We start from the raw sequence: 16,317 nt of genomic DNA on the forward strand, positions 1-16,317 counted from the left end.
AGTTTGCTTCTACGAAGCAATAATTTTCACTTTTTCTAGACAGTGAATCTCTCGCAGCCCGACTTGAGCGGAAATCCTTTTTTGCCTGTACTCTAGTTCTATTTAATCTGAAATCATCTGCAAAAAAGATTGAGAGCGGAAGGCGGATAAAGCTGCCCAAATTATTCAACTCTAATTATTCCGAACTTATATTCACTCTGAAAAAATCAACATCTACAAAACCTCCCAGATTTTTCGTTGCATAATTGAAAATCGCAAATTTGGAACCCATAAAAAATCTTCGGTAATCGAAAATCATTTTGTAATCTTTTGCCATTTCGGTCCAGTTTTTCTGGTCGGTGCTGTAATAAAAATCGGCCAAATCTTTTCCGAGATTAAAATCGGCATCAATTTTAAAATAAACTTTGTCCGAGTTTAATGGTATTCTCTTTTTTTCTTCTTTTTTAACACCTGTAACCGCCTTAGTTTTATTATCTAAACTGACTTCATTGGTTGAAAAGACAATAAACTTTTTACCATTTTCCATTACCACAGACAGAATCCCGGAATCGCCATTGAATGCGCTAAATCCTGTAACATCACCGTCTTTCATCTCTTTGACATCCAGAGCAACAATACCACTGGATTTCGGGCCTTCCATTCTTTGCGTTAATGTATTGGGAGCGAGGTACAGATTATCCACGACTCTATTGGTTTTTAACCTTAAAAATCCTTTTTTGTCTGACAATGACCAGGCAGAATTGACAGGATTATGATTCCACTGCCACTGGATTTTCATCTTTTTGTCAGAAAATTCATCACTTTCTACCAAATGATTTTTTGGTTTAAATGGAGCTAATGGAACTTCACCTGTCAAAGGGACTTTTCCGTTGTCGCCCAAAATTGGCCAGTCGTTTTCCCATTTCACAGGAAGCAAAATCGGAACACGGCCTACACCATTTCTATCCTGAAAAATCAGTGAATACCAATTTCCATTTTTATCGTCAATCAAAGCACCTTGTCCGGCATAGGAAAATCCAAGAAAATTGTCTTCAAGAATGACTTTTTTCTCATAAGGTCCGGTTACTTTATCAGCTCTGTACACTTCCTGACGGCGTTTTCCGCCTCTCGGCCAGGAAATCATCATCATATAATATTTACCGTCTTTCTTAATGATTTGATTACCTTCCAAAAGTCCGGTTTCCGAAGCATCTTTCTGAAAAACTTCCGTTCCATCCTGATTTCCGATAATGGTTTTAAAATCCGGGCTAAGCTCAAAAACTTTGTTGGAAGTGAAGACATACACTCTGTCGTCATCATCAAAAAGCAGAGATGCATCGTGAAAATGCCTGGTTCTTGTGATAAGCTTCCAATTGCCTTTTTCAGGATTGTCGGTAACATAAAAATAGGATTTGAAAGGCTCATCATTCGGGGAAAACAGAACGTAATATTTCCCTTTGTGATAACGGATGGACGATGCCCATTGTCCACGTCCGTAAACGCTTCCGTCAATCAAATCGTATTTTGAATTATCATTTAGTGTATCAAAAACATAGCTCGACATTTCCCAATGGACCAAATCTTTGGAATGCATTACCGGAGCACCTGGCATAAGATGCATTGTGGTGCTTATCAGGTAAAAATCGTCGCCATTTCTGGTGATTGATAAATCCGGTGCATCCGCCCAGATAATCGGGTTCCTGAATGCCGTTGTCTCCTGTTTTTTTACAGGATTTACTTGGGCTGAAAGAAGATTCAGCCCGATACATCCCAAAAAAGAAACTATATAAAATGGTTGATTAATTTTCACGATTCTGATATTTTGGTTTGGTTGATTTTAATCAATCTTAAAAAACACTTCGACAAGCTCAGTGTGACATTGCTAATACTAACTGTTTATTTCAAATTGGCTTATCGTATCAAAGCCTATATTATCTTAAGTTTTGGCTAAAGCCGATTGATTGTTTTTCTTTGAAAACGGGCTAAAGCCCGTTCCTATTGATATTATGTACGATTGTTTTAATGCTAATTCGGCACAATATCATTAGAAGAAGTGCTATACAATCCGATTAAGCTTCCTGTGAAACCGCCTGCAACATCTGTGGAAAGAATATCGCCGGAAACCGGACCGCCCAAATTTTTAAAGTTTTTCCCGTCTACAGAATAATTAAAACTAATATTATCTTTCTCGCCAACAGCCTGGAATCTGATCGTCTTACCCAATGAAATTTTCTCGCTGGCAATGAGTTTCGAACTTCCTTTTTCGGTTCTTTCTAAAACGATATAGAAATCTTTGTCTTTTTTGGTAATTCCAAAAACGTAATTGAATGTTTCGCTTTGATACAGAGTAATTCCGGCCAATTCTTTTTCAGATTTTGGTTTATAATCTAAGGTTACGGAAGTTTCGAAGTCTTCGTGCTGTAATCTGTGGAACAAAGATGAAATTGGAGCCAACGCTTTGATATTCGTTTCCATAGGATTCACTTTTACACCAGTTTTTGTGGCCGTAATGAAATTCTCACGCGGTCCGCGCATTGCAATCCAACGGAAATCGAGGTTTTTATCGGTCAGTTTATCATTATACGTGAAATTTCCGTTCGGGAAGAATCCGTTTTGTCCGGTTTGGTTCTGAACGCCTTGTGGCATTTTCAATTTCGGTTTCATCGGAACCAAACCATTTTGAAACACAGGATAAGTTCCGCTCCAATCCACCGGAAGAATGAAGGTTTCTCTACCGTGATTTACACGTCCTTTTTCGTTGGGACGAATCGCTAAAAATACACCGTACCATTGTCCGTTCGGACCTTCCACCAAATCGGCGTGACCTGCCCAGTCCACTTTTTCCTTTCTGTCTTTAGGAAAATATCTTTGCGTTAGGATTGGATTATTCTTAGCGGGAACAAATGGTCCTTTCGGAGAATCTGCCATAAAAATAACCTCGCTGTGGTTTCCTCCGGTTCCGCCTTCTGCACACATCAGGTAATATTTTCCTTTATACTTGTACAAATGCGGGCCTTCGATCCAAATCGGTTTTTGGGAAAGATCGACTCCACCGTTTACGATAATTCTGTCTGAACCTGCAACCACCTGGTCTTTTTCCAGATCATAATCCCACATTTTGATGACGCGGTGACCTTGATATTGCTCGGTTCCTTTTGGTGGAGCGTCGTTGTGAACGATGTAAGCTTTTCCGTCATCATCGAAGAAGATGGCAGGGTCGATTCCGTCGAAATTCAGTTTTTGGACTTCGCTCCAGCCTTTTGCCGGGTCTTTGGTTTTCACGACCATATTGCCGATTCCCCCCGCGATTTGGGTGGTAATCATATAAAAGGTATCATTGTACTTGTTGTACTTGATATCCGGCGCGTAAATTCCCTGAGAAACGCCACCTTTTTCAACTTTAAGCTGAGAAGGTCTGTCGAGAACGTGCCCTACCTGTTTCCAATTCACTAAATCTTTAGAGGTGAAAATCGGAACCCCCGGAAACATTGAGAAAGAAGAATTAACCAAGTAATAATCTTCTCCTTTTTTGGTGATACTTGGGTCTGGATAACAGCCCTGGAGAATCGGGGAATAGAATTCGTCTGATTTTAAAGGATTGTCGTTGTATATTTTGTCGTTTCCTTTATATTGAAAATCGGTGAATGTCTGGGCAGAAATATTGCTTACAGAAAGTAGAGCTGCTGCTGCAATAATGCCGTTTTTATGTGCTGAAAAAATCGATTGCATTAGTCTCTGTTTCATTATTATATTTTTAGATTATTAGGATTTTTATAAAAAATTGAAAAAGACCTTAACCTAAAATAATAAATTAAGGCCTTAACTATATGAAGAAAATAACTACAAATTACACCCCGCTGAAAGCACTGAAACCGCCATCTACAGGGATTAAAGCACCGGTAATGAAGCTTGCGGCATCCGAACAGAGAAACTGTACTGTTCCATTGAGTTCTTCCACCTCTCCGAATCTTTGCATTGGTGTCTTGGCCATTACTTTTTTGCTTCTATCTGTTAAAGAACCGTCTGGATTCAGTAAAATAGCACGGTTCTGATCTCCGATGAAAAACCCGGGAGCCACTGCGTTTACACGAATTTTATCCCCGAATTTTAAAGCCAAATCGGAAGCCAGCCATTGTGTAAAATTGGTAATTGCTGATTTCGCCGCCGAATATCCCGCCACTCTCGTAATTGCAGAATAAGCCGCCATTGAAGAAATATTGATGATACTTCCACTTTTTTGTTCTGCCATTACTCTTCCGAAAACATAGCTTGGATAAACGGTTCCATTTATATTAAGATCGGTTACTTCATCCCATCCGCTGATGTTCATATCGAAAAATGATTGTTCAGGAGATAATGTTGCTGAAGGGATGTTTCCTCCGGCAATGTTCAGCAAAATATCTATTTTACCATACTTTTCTATGATTTTCTTTGATGCATTCTCAAGGCTTTCGATGTTCATTACGTTGGCTTCAACAGCAAATGCATCCCCTCCTAAATCTGTAAGTTCCTTTATACGGGAATCCAACGTTTCCTGATTTCTTCCCAAAGCCACTACTTTTGCTCCGGCTTCGATAAAGCTTTTGGCAAGGCTTCCTCCCAAAACGCCGGAAGCACCTGTAATGACTGCTACTTTATCTTTTATGCTGAATATTTCGTTCATTTTTAATGATTGATAAATGATGATTGATAAATGATAATATTGAACCCTTCGGGTTCGTTGGATTGTTCTGCTCTTTTTCCATAGGTTACACCTACGGTTACTGATATTGAATCCTTCGGATTCTCCTTATCTTGATTCAGAATTGACAGCTGCCATAACGCCTTCAATTTGTCCTAAAGCCAGCATTCTTCCTAAGAAAGAATAACCGGGGTTGTAGCCTTTATCAATATCTTCTGACAACAATCTTCCATGGTCGATTCTCATTGGTAAATCTGGATTTTCTTTTTCGAAAACTCGGATAACGTCAATTAGTTTTCCTCTTCCGCCTAAATGATGGGCTTCGATAAAATCTCCGTTTTCAAAAACATTGGTGCTTCTCAAATGAACAAACTTTGTTCTGTGGGCAAATTTCTGAGCCAGCTTCGGAACGTCATTCTGAAGATTGGCACTCAAAGAACCTGCGCAAAATGTCAATCCGTTGTGAGGATTATCCACAGCATTCAGGAACCAATCGATATCTTCCTCATTAGTTACAATTCTCGGTAAACCTAATAAAGCAAAAGGTGGATCATCGGGATGAACACACATCTGGATATTCCATTCTTCACAGACAGGCATTATTTTTTCAAGAAAATATTTTAGATTTTCCCGTAGCTGATTTTTATCAATTCCATCATATAAAGCCAATAAATTATTGAATTTTTCTACCGGATTTAAATCGCCCTCTTTGATATTTCCATTAACGAATCCCTGTGTTTTTACAATAACTGAATCTATCAAATCATTGTTATCTTTCTCTGTGAGTGTATTTTTTAATTCTTCAACTTTTTGGAGAATCTCACGAGTATAATCATTTTCTGCACCCTCTCTTTTTAAAATATGAATTTCAAAATAAGCAAATCTTGCTTTATCAAAATATAATGACGATGAACCGTCTTCCCATTCGTGGAAAAGATCTGTTCTTGCCCAATCTAAAACCGGCATAAAATTATAACAAACCGTAGTTACGCCTGCTTTTCCTAAGTTTTCGAGACTTTTAATATAATTTTCTATCAAAAAATCACGGTCTTCACCTCCGTATTTGATCGCTTCGCTTACCGGAAGACTCTCCACAACAGACCAGCGAAGACCGTGACTTTCTATATAATTTTTATAATCGTTAATAGCCTCTAAGCTCCAGATTTCTCCGTTCGGAATATCGTGCAACGCAGAAACAATACCTTCCACACCAATCTGTCGAAGTGTCTGTAATTTAATTTTATCGTTCTTCCCAAACCAACGCCATGTTTTTTCCATAATCTTTATTTTTTGTTCAATTAAATAAACAAAATAGGTGCTTTTCAACACCTACTTTGTTGCTAATATGAATGTAGAGTAAATTAATTAATAACCAGGATTCTGATATTTTGCTTTAACATCTGCAGATACTTCCATTGCGTCAAGCTGTCCCTGAGGAATTGGTCTTAAATAATGGAAAGGTTGAATTGATCTTGTTACCGTTTGTGGTGCATGGTTTCCATAGTTTGCTCCTCCTATTGAATAAGATGCAGATTTTTGAGCCCAAGTCTGTGTTCTTACCAAATCATACCATCTGTATCCTTCTCCAAAATATTCTCTTGACCTTTCTGCAAGAATGTAATCAATTGTTATCGTGGAAGGTGTAGCTGCAATCATAGCAGCACTGTTATCAACTACATATGATGTGTTTTGTGCATTACTAAATTTCCATTTTCCAGCACGTGCACGTATTACATTAATTAAATCTCTTGCCGACATAGATCCTGATGCCCCTTTCACGGCAGCTTCTGCTGCTATGAAATACAATTCTGAGAATTTAGCAGCATAAAAAGGACGTGTATGGCTAGGATTGGGATAACCTAAACCATTTCCATTATCAGTTCTGTAAGGTCCTGTTTTCCAAATTCCTGGATAAACAATTCTACTGATACCACTTGGAGCAATCACCCAATCTGCTCTTCCAGGAAGCGTACCTGCCCCTACACCACTCTGTCCAGCATTGGTAGGATAATTAGGAAGCTGAGAATCGTCATTCAGAAAAGTAAGCACAGGATCATTTGCTTGTATAGGAAGGTTATTTGCATTGTATAGTGTTGTAACATTTGTTAATCCTGTTCCATCTTTATGCCAGTTTCCTCTATATACAGTAGTAAAGGTTCCATCATATCTTGAATCATTAGTTTTATCGGCAAATGTATTTTTAATTACTTCAATAGTTGGAGCCATTCTTACCCAAGGTCTTCCCAAAGATTGAAATGCAGCACGTTGTACTGAACTTGCTGCAGTCCATGTAGTCGGAGATGTACTACTTTTAAGGTTTGTGTAATTCCAAGTCAACATCCATGAAGCAAAATTATTTGGAGACCATCCGTCGCCGTAACTGGCCTGAATTACTCCCTCGTTAAAATAAGCGCTTGTTTCTGTATGATCCGCATACAGCATACATTCACTATTACGATCGTTATCACCTCTATTCACATCATAATAGGTTGGCTGTAAAGCATACTGCCCCGGATTGTTGATAGCATCCATCGCATTATCATAGGCTTTCTGAAAGTACCATTGTGGATTGTGACCATCCGGATCGGTACGGGATGTTTCAGGATAAGTAGGGATACTGTTGGGGTTTTGAAGCCACCATCCATATGTTAAATATGCCTTTGCTAAATATAACCTGGCCACATTTTTAGTCACACCTCCTTTTACACGAGGATTGACAGGAAGATTATCAATCGCTTTTACCAAATCCGGGAAGATAACTTTAGTATACACTTCGGTAACAGTATTTCTTACTGAAGTTGTTTTTGGATCAATATTAAAAGCAAGTTCACCAGATCCAAGGTCTAGAGGTACACCTCCATAAGTCTGAACTAATAAAAAATAATAGAACGAGCGGAAAAATCTTGCCTCTGAAATTAGTGATTCTGCTATACCTGCTCCCGATCCGTTCTGTATAATTCCATTTGCAGTATTAATTGACGGAAATACAGAACCCCATACCATGCTTGTTGGAAAGGTATTGGAATTAATACTACCAGTACCACCTGTCATATCAAGATCCTTAAAATTCCCATCCGCACTCTGTCCCCAGGTAGCTTCATCGGTCCCCGTCATATTAGCATTTAACCAATATCCATTTCCGTAAAGCAGCCGCAGCTGTCTATATAAAGATGTCACTCCTTGTGATATCCCTCTTTCAGTAGTAAAATCTTCCGGAGTATAAATTCCTCGTGGCTGTTCATCCAATATCTCATTACATCCCGTTGTGGTTAATGTCACTGAAGCTAGAAATAAAGCAGCAATTAATTTTTTATTTAGATTGATCATGATTTCTGATTTTAAAAGGTTAGATTAAGTCCCATCATATAATTTCTAGTAGAAGGATTATTTGTACCTATGATAAGCTGGTTTGCTTTATATGAGCTTACAGCTTGATTTTCGTTACCTCTTGAGTTTGGCTCGGGATCCATACCAGAATGCCTGTAGTAAGGTGAACCAAATACAAATGGATTCTGTACTGTTACATATAGTCGAAGACTACTAACTCCTAGGTCATCCAATACACTTTTATTAAAGTTATATCCTAAGGTAATAGTTCTGATTTTTACAAAAGAAGCATCAAAAAGAGCGAGTGTAGACGCGTATTTAGGGTTATCACCACTTAATAATCCACCTGGTTTAGGATATCTTACATCAGGATTTTCCTCTGTCCAGTAATCTACATCAACATTGTTGCCTCTACCTGTTAATCTATTAAGATAACCTGCCGAACCATAAATAGAACTAATTAAAACACCTCCTTTCTGAAAAGCACCAACAATACTTAAATCTATATTTTTATAAGCCAGTCTCGTGTTAAAACCACCAGTAAAATCAGGATTTGTATTGATAATTTGTCTATCTGATTCATTTATTGCTCTCACTGGTGTACCATCTGGGTTATAGCCCCCTGTATATAAGACTTTAATCATCCCTGGGGCTGCACCTGTTTGCGGCTCAAGAATACTTAAATACGGATCTCCCTGTTGCCATAATCCTACATATTGATAATCATATAAAGCATTTATATTATAACCAACAAACCATAAATTATTTACATTTCTATCCTGTCCAGATGCCAATGCAGTAATTTTATTTCTGTTTGCTGCTAAATTACCACCAACTTCCCAACTAAAACCATCACGATTATCAAAAATAATTCCATTCAGCGAAACTTCCAAGCCTTTATTTTGAGAAGCTCCAACATTTTGTAATACAACCTGTAAGCCACTGGATTGCGGAAGTTGTTTATCTAATAATAATTTTTCTGTATTAGTAACATAATATTCAACTGTACCACTTATCCTTCTATTGAGAATTGAAAAATCAACGCCATAATTCCATGTTTTAGAAAACTCCCATCCAAGTGAGTAATTAGGTGCCCTGTTTACAAAATTTCCTATTGCATTAGAGCTCCCAAAATTATAAGGCGTAGTACTTAAACTACCAAAAGTTGTATATGGAGCAACAGCTTGGTTTGATGTTTCACCATAACCTGCTCTTAACTTCAACATATTAATATATTTAGAATTTCGCAGGAAGCTTTCATTAGCTACATTCCATCCTACAGAGATTGCCGGATAAGTATGCCACTGATGTCCTTTCGCCAATACTGAGGCTCCATCCGATCTCACTGTTGCAGTCAACATATAACGGTTATCATATTGATACATTGCTCTACCCATGAATGACATAAGCCCCCTTCTCCAGTATCCCTGATTATTTGGATCTATAGTTATTTCACCCTGTGCATGACCTAAATTGAAATATTGAAATGCATCAATAGGAACATCTCTTGCAGCTATTGATGAACTATTAAATCTAGTCTGCTCTGCAGAATATAAAGCCGTTGCATTAATTTTATGTTTTCCAAATGTTCTATCGTATGTAACTAAATTCTCTATTACCCATTGCGTTGTCAAAGAGTTACCAATACTGGCTGATGACAAAGTTGCTGGCTGATAATTTAATGCACCGGTTCCCAAATAATAGCCGCTGTTAGAATTTCTGTAAGTTAAACCTACATTTAATCTATACTTAAGACCTTCAACGCCTGGAATTTTGACTTCCCCATATAAGTTATTATAAGAGCTAAAAGCATTTGTACGGTCTGCATAAGCATCACCTAAGTTTTCCATGATCGATCTTGTTTGCAAAGCTGTTTGATCAACATTTGCAAATGTTGTTCTTAATCTTGGAGATCCGTCTGCAAGGTATGGACTTACCAATGGTGAATATCCTAAAACGGGAGCCCCACTTATTCCATTAAAATCACTAATAGAAAAGTTAGAATTTGTTGAAAATCCCACCTTTAACCAAGAATTAATTTCCTGATCCAAAGCTCCTCTAATAGAAAGTCTTTTATATTTTTGTAATGGTACCACTCCATTTTGTTGAAAATAAGCCACTCCAAAATTGTATCCTCCTTTTTCCGTTCCTCCTGTAACTGCTACATCATGATTCATCATAAGACCAACTCCGTAATATTGATCTTGCCAATCTGTATTTGTATTGTTCGATTCATCCGGGCCGTTTGTAAAAAGGTTTGCATCAGCCCTCAATTTTGCAAGTTTAGGTCCATCCATTATTGGATATTTAGAAAACAAAGTCTGAAAGCCTGTATATCCATTGTATGAAAATCTTGCCCTCTGCCCTTTTCCTCCTCTATTGGTAGTTATAATGATTACTCCATTTGCACCACGAGAGCCGTAAATAGCAGTTGCAGAGGCATCTTTTAGAACATCTAAAGTTTTAATATCCGACGGACTAATATCGGCCAGAGATCCGACGAACGGAATGCCATCTAATACAATTAAAGGGTCATTTGAGCCCGTAAGAGAACGTTCACCTCTGATTCGTATCTGTTGTACAGCTCCCGGTTTGGTAGAGGTTCTACCAATATCCACCCCAGGAAGACGTCCTTGAATTGCTTCTGTAATATTTGCTGAAGGAACTTCTTTAATTGCATTACCACTTAATGAGGCAACTGATCCGGTAACAGCTTCTTTTTTTTGCGTACCATACCCGATAACCACAACTTCTTCTATTTTTTTCTCTTTGGTAACAGTATCTTTTTTAGTCTGAGAATATGCTAAGCCTGAAGGTAACAAAGCCATCGCAAAAAAGAGTGCAGCTTTATTAGTTTTAGCTAAATAAGATCGGTTCATAATTATTATGTTTTAATATTAGGGTTGAATAAAAAGGCTATTAATAATTATAATTCTGAAAAATCCTTAGTGTTTAGCAGCCTTTTTATTTTTGTTTAGATATACATGTTCACAATAGCTTCAAACAATTCCTGCTTTCCGCTTTTTGGATGTGGTTCCCCGATTTCATGAGCTATTCTCTGAAGATCTTCCAAAGTAAGCGTTCCTGCTTCAAAAGCCTTTCCATTTCCTGCATCGAAAGATGCATAACGGTCTGTTCTCAGTTTTTTATAATCCGAATTTTCAAGAATATCTGCTGCGGCTAAAAGCCCTTTAGCAAAAACATCCATTCCTGAAATGTGAGAGATGAACAAATCTTCCGGATCGATAGAGTTTCTTCTGATCTTCGCATCAAAGTTTACCCCTCCGTTTCCTAAACCTCCTGCCGGAAGAAGCACTAGCCAAGCCTGAACCATGTCATAATAATCTATCGGGAACTGGTCTGTATCCCATCCGTTCTGGTAATCTCCCCTGTTTGCGTCGATACTACCTAAAAGTCCTGCGTCTACCGCTACCTGAAGTTCATGCTCAAAAGTATGACCTGCCAATGTTGCGTGGTTCACTTCAATATTTAATTTAAAATCTTTATCTAATCCGTAATGTCTTAAGAAACCGATCACCGTTTCAGAATCGTAATCGTACTGGTGTTTTGTAGGCTCCATCGGTTTTGGCTCGATAAGGAAAGTTCCTTTAAAGCCTTGCTGGCGAGCATAGTCTCTCGACATAGAAAGAAAACGTGCCAAATGATCTTTTTCACGTTTCATGTCTGTGTTTAAAAGACTCATATAACCTTCTCTACCACCCCAGAATACGTAGTTTTCACCACCTAAAGCAATTGTAGCATCGATAGAGTTTTTAACCTGAGTACCTGCACAAGCAACCACATCAAAATTCGGGTTGGTAGAAGCCCCATTCATATATCTTTCGTGAGTAAAAACATTGGCTGTTCCCCATAAAAGCTTAATTCCTGTTTCCTGTTGCTTTTGTTTTGCATATTCTACTACAGCCTGAAGATTTTTTTCGTATTCTTTCCAGTTGTTGGCAGGATCTACCAAATCAATATCGTGGAAGCAATAGTAGTTGAAGCCCATTTTAGACATAAATTCAAAACCTGCATCCATTTTATGCATCGCTCTTGTTACCGCATCATTTCCAATGTCCCAAGGATGATGAATAGTAGGACCTCCAAATGGATCGCTTCCGTTTGCGCATAGTGTGTGCCACCAAGCCATTGCAAAACGTGTCCAGTCTTTCATCGGTTTTCCCATTACGATTCTTTCTGCATCATAATACCTGAAAGCCAGTGGATTTTTACTCTCCTTTCCTTCAAATTTAATTTTGTCGACACCTGTAAAAAACTCTTTTGTACCTGTTAAAGTGTTCATATATAATTGTTTTAATTTTTAGCTTTATGTTAAATTAAGTGTAAGAAATCCCTGCTCATTGATCTGAAAAAGGTCAATAAGTACAATGGAAAATTCCGTTGTTGAGTAGGATTATACTATTTCGTTAAGATGTTGTTTCCATCTCGAATAGGCTTCTAAGTATTGTTCTCGTTTTTCTAATTGAGGTTCTATAACAGCAATTCTTTCCAATGAAGCAAACGCTTCTTTAGAATCCGCATAAAAACCTATTCCCATTCCTGCAGCTCTCGCAGCACCTACCGCTCCGTCTGTATCGTAAAGCTCAATGACAGCATTACTCACCCCGGCAAGTGATTTTCTGAAAATTGAACTTAAAAACATATTGGCATTCCCTGCCCGAATCACCTGAATATCCATGCCCATATTTCTCATGATATTCATTCCGTATTCGTAAGAGAAAACGATTCCTTCCTGCGCTGCACGCAAGATGTCTCCTTTTGTATGAATGTTAAAGTTAATACCGTGGATCGAACAGTTGGTTTCTTTATTTTCAAGAACTCTTTCCGCTCCGTTCCCGAAAGGAATAATGCTCAAACCTTTAGCTCCAACCGGGGAAAGTGATGCTAAATCGTTCATATCTCCATAAGAAGATAAGGAGGTTGCAAAATTGTGTTTTAACCAAGAATTTAAAATTCCGGTTCCGTTAATGCAAAGTAAAACTCCCAATCTTGTTAATTCTTCCGTATGATTGACGTGCGCAAAAGTATTGACTCTTGATAATTTATCGTATTCCAATTGATCTAAAACTCCGTAAACAACCCCTGAAGTTCCCGCGGTGGAAGCGATTTCTCCCGGATTGAAAACATTTAATGACAATGCATTATTCGGCTGATCTCCCGCTCTGTAAGAAATCGGGGTTCCTTCTTTCAGACCCAATTCCAGAGCTGCCGCCGCAGAAACCGTCGCCTGAATCCCAAATGTAGGGACAATTTCAGGGAAAAAGCTTTTCGGAATTCCATAATAATTGATCACATCTTCCGAAATACAATTGTTTTTAAAATCCCAGAAAATTCCTTCTGACAAACCTTCTATCGTCATTCCGATTTCTCCGGAAAGTCTCATGGCAATATAATCTCCCGGAAGCATTATTTTATCTATTTTTTCAAAAATTTCCGGTTCGTTTTCTTTAACCCATGCTAATTTTGAAGCAGTAAAATTTCCTGGAGAATTCAATAAATGTGATAAACATTTTTCTTCCCCGATTTCTTTAAAAGCCTTTTCCCCATAAGGAACGGCACGGCTGTCGCACCAAATAATGGAAGGCCTCAATAAATTCTGATCTTTGTCTACTAAAATAAGCCCATGCATCTGCCATGTAATACCGATTCCTTTGATATCCTCTGCATGTATCCCAGACTCATGCATAACAGCCTCGTGAGCAAGCTTTAAGTTTGTCCACCAATCGCTTGGATTCTGCTCTGCCCAGCCCGGATTGACAGCGGTGATTTTCATTTCTTTTTTGGGAGAAAAGTCTGATGCAATAATTTTTCCACTGGATGCCTCTATAAGACAAACTTTCACAGAAGAACTGCCGATATCATAACCTAGCAAATACATAATTTCAAAAAGGGTATTATTTTATTAGTTTAGTATTGTTTTTCTTAAAAATTTTGGCATCGAATTTATAGTATCTGGCTGCACGATGCGATACATTTTTTTCAATCTCATCCAACGGGATAATATAATTGAATGAGGAAATCTTTTTATGAAAGTTTTTAATATCAATATATTTTTCACTTAAAGCACTGTACAACTGATACAGCTGCCTGATTGTAAATTTCTTAGGGAGCAGCTCAAAAATAATCGAGAAATCCAATTCTATCCATTTTCTGATCTCAACCAATGATTCATTGATAATCTTATTATGATCAAACGGCAGAGAAGGAACCTCATCAATTGGAAACCAATCTACCGTAGCATATTTTGTGCTGTTGATCTTGTGATCGATCTTGCAAAGAGAAAGATAAGCCACCGTAATGATTCTGTCGATATGGTGCTTGTATTCCATTCCCATCCATTTGATATCATTCTCATTATTTGCCCTCATAGGATCTGCAAAACATTTAAATTGTTTCAGAACCATTTTCTTAATTCCTGTCAGCTCATGCAGCACTCTTTCCGCAGCATCATCCACATCCTCATCACTGAAAATAAGGCTTCCAGGAAGCTTTATCTGGCGTTCTTCATCAAGATGTCTTTCCACTAATAAAATATTCAATCTGTTTTCATGGTCAAATCCAAAAACAACACAATCAACAGAAACATATGTATGTATAAAATTCGGGCTCATGCAAGCGTTAACATTTATGTAACATGACAAATATAAAAATTCAACTGAATAAAAAAAATATTTTTTTTATTAGCAATTAAATATCAGCAATTTACATATCGATTTTTTATGAAAACATTCACATATAAAATATGATAAGCTTATCATTTATTTTACACTTATAAATACTGTAACAGATCAATTAACAAGCAATTATCAAGAAAATAATAATCATAAAATATTGATTTTTTTTACAGAAAAAATATGATAAGAAATTCAAAAAAAATATTTTAAAAAAAACAAAAACAAGTGTAAAAAAAACACTTTTAAACAGAAAAAACGGTAAAAACTAATATTTTTTTTTACCGTTTTTACATGTAAGCTATTATAAAATTGTAAATAATGAAATTTGTTATAATTATTTATGTTAATTATTTTAAAAAATTCTATAAGTCTTCAAATGATGCCGTCTCTACTATATTTTGATTTTACCACGCAACTCATTAGAATTACATTCCATTAATTAAGCGTCTCATTGTTTTCAAAGCCGTTCTTGAAGCTATCCATTTTTCTTTTTAGGATTCCATTCTTTCAACAGCGTTGATTTGTACTTTAAGCCCTATATGGAAGTGCTTCGATTTGTAATGGTGTTGGAAGAGCCACAACAGCGCTTGCTGAAAATGGCTTTCTTAATCAATTCTCAGTAAATTAATAAATTATTCACGATAATCTGAAATGAATGAATAGGTATACAGCCCTATTCACAGATGTAAATAACGCTGAAAACTTTTAGATAAACGATTTTCTAAACTCCAAAGGGGAGACTTTTGTTTTAGCTTTGAAAAGTTTGCTGAAAGACTGAAGATGCTCAAATCCCAATTCATATGCTATTTCACTCACAGATAACTGTGTTGTCGATAGTTTTTCTTTCGCGTTTTCGATTAATTTATCATGAATATGCTGCTGCGTACTTAACCCGGTTAATGTTTTGAGCAGACTTCGAAGATAATTGGCTGAAACATTTAGATTATCGGATATATATTGAACGGTGGGTAAACCTTTTGAGATTAAATCATCATTATTAAAGTAATCTGTAAGCAATGTGTCCAATTTATCAAGAATTTGATGGTTGGAAATTTTTCTTGTAATAAATTGTCTTTGATAAAAACGCTCCGCGTATTTCAAGAGCGTTTCCAAATGTGAAACGATAATATCCTGACTGAATTTATCAATATTTGAATGATATTCATTCTTGATATTCTCAATAATTCCATTAAGCACAGCTTCTTCTTTGTCTGAAAGGAACAGGGCTTCATTTACAGAATAGTCAAAAAACTCATATTTTTTCATTTTGTTTGCCAGCGAAGTTCCCCACAACAAATCAGGATGAAAGAGCAATCCCCAACCCGAAATATCATCCTCTGAACTGGATTCACCTTTCAAAATCTGGCCGGGACCGACAAACATCATCATTCCTTCATCAAAATCATAGGTCTGCTGACCGTATTGTAATTTGTTACCACAGCCCTTTTTTAATGAAATAAAATAAAAGTCAAATACTGCATTAACATCCGTATTTTCCAAATCAAGGTTTTGCAGAGCAGCAAAATCCAATATATTAATAAGCGGATGCTCGGGTCTGGGTAAACCAAACAGCCGATGTGCTTCGGTAATGGTGGCGATTCTTATTGGTTTTATATTAGCCATATGACAAATGTA

Annotated in this window: 10 protein-coding genes; all 10 read right to left on the reverse strand. The window is 37.2% G+C overall.

The genetic code is table 11. The annotated features are described in order from the left end of the window. Positions 1 to 175: 175 nt before the first annotated feature. Entirely contained in the window at positions 176 to 1,789 is a 1,614-nt protein-coding gene (locus tag BUA89_RS17045) for a glycoside hydrolase family 43 protein (RefSeq protein ID WP_072961046.1), read from the reverse strand. A gap of 215 nt (positions 1,790 to 2,004) precedes the next feature. Beyond that, a complete protein-coding gene (locus tag BUA89_RS17050) occupies positions 2,005 to 3,723 on the reverse strand; it encodes a glycoside hydrolase family 43 protein (RefSeq protein ID WP_072961049.1) in 1,719 nt (572 codons plus the stop codon). 103 nt (positions 3,724 to 3,826) lie between these two features. Further along, positions 3,827 to 4,642 carry an SDR family oxidoreductase gene (locus BUA89_RS17055; protein ID WP_072961051.1) on the reverse strand — a complete coding sequence of 272 codons (816 nt, stop codon included), beginning with the start codon at positions 4,640 to 4,642 and terminating at the stop codon, positions 3,827 to 3,829. 126 nt (positions 4,643 to 4,768) lie between these two features. Then, complete coding sequence (gene uxuA, locus BUA89_RS17060) at positions 4,769 to 5,938, reverse strand: mannonate dehydratase (protein WP_072961054.1); 1,170 nt, start codon at positions 5,936 to 5,938, stop codon at positions 4,769 to 4,771. Positions 5,939 to 6,025: 87 nt separating this feature from the next. Next, on the reverse strand, positions 6,026 to 7,987 hold the full coding sequence (locus tag BUA89_RS17065) for a RagB/SusD family nutrient uptake outer membrane protein (RefSeq protein WP_072961057.1): 1,962 nt from the start codon (positions 7,985 to 7,987) through the stop codon (positions 6,026 to 6,028). Positions 7,988 to 7,998: 11 nt separating this feature from the next. Further along, the gene (locus tag BUA89_RS17070) at positions 7,999 to 10,866 is read right to left on the reverse strand and encodes a SusC/RagA family TonB-linked outer membrane protein (protein WP_072961060.1); all 2,868 of its coding nucleotides are present in this window, start codon (positions 10,864 to 10,866) and stop codon (positions 7,999 to 8,001) included. Positions 10,867 to 10,961: 95 nt separating this feature from the next. Continuing rightward, the gene (xylA, locus tag BUA89_RS17075) at positions 10,962 to 12,290 is read right to left on the reverse strand and encodes a xylose isomerase (protein WP_072961062.1); all 1,329 of its coding nucleotides are present in this window, start codon (positions 12,288 to 12,290) and stop codon (positions 10,962 to 10,964) included. Positions 12,291 to 12,401: 111 nt separating this feature from the next. Then, entirely contained in the window at positions 12,402 to 13,886 is a 1,485-nt protein-coding gene (locus BUA89_RS17080) for a xylulokinase (RefSeq protein WP_072961065.1), read from the reverse strand. Between the two features lie 16 nt (positions 13,887 to 13,902). Next, positions 13,903 to 14,619, reverse strand: a complete 717-nt coding sequence (locus tag BUA89_RS17085) for an NUDIX hydrolase (protein ID WP_072961069.1) — start codon at positions 14,617 to 14,619, stop codon at positions 13,903 to 13,905. A gap of 768 nt (positions 14,620 to 15,387) precedes the next feature. Further along, entirely contained in the window at positions 15,388 to 16,305 is a 918-nt protein-coding gene (locus BUA89_RS17090) for a helix-turn-helix domain-containing protein (protein ID WP_072961072.1), read from the reverse strand. Between the last annotated feature and the right edge of the window lie 12 nt (positions 16,306 to 16,317).

It is taken from the genome of Chryseobacterium arachidis (assembly GCF_900129245.1).
Taxonomy (GTDB): Bacteria; Bacteroidota; Bacteroidia; order Flavobacteriales; family Weeksellaceae; genus Chryseobacterium; species Chryseobacterium arachidis.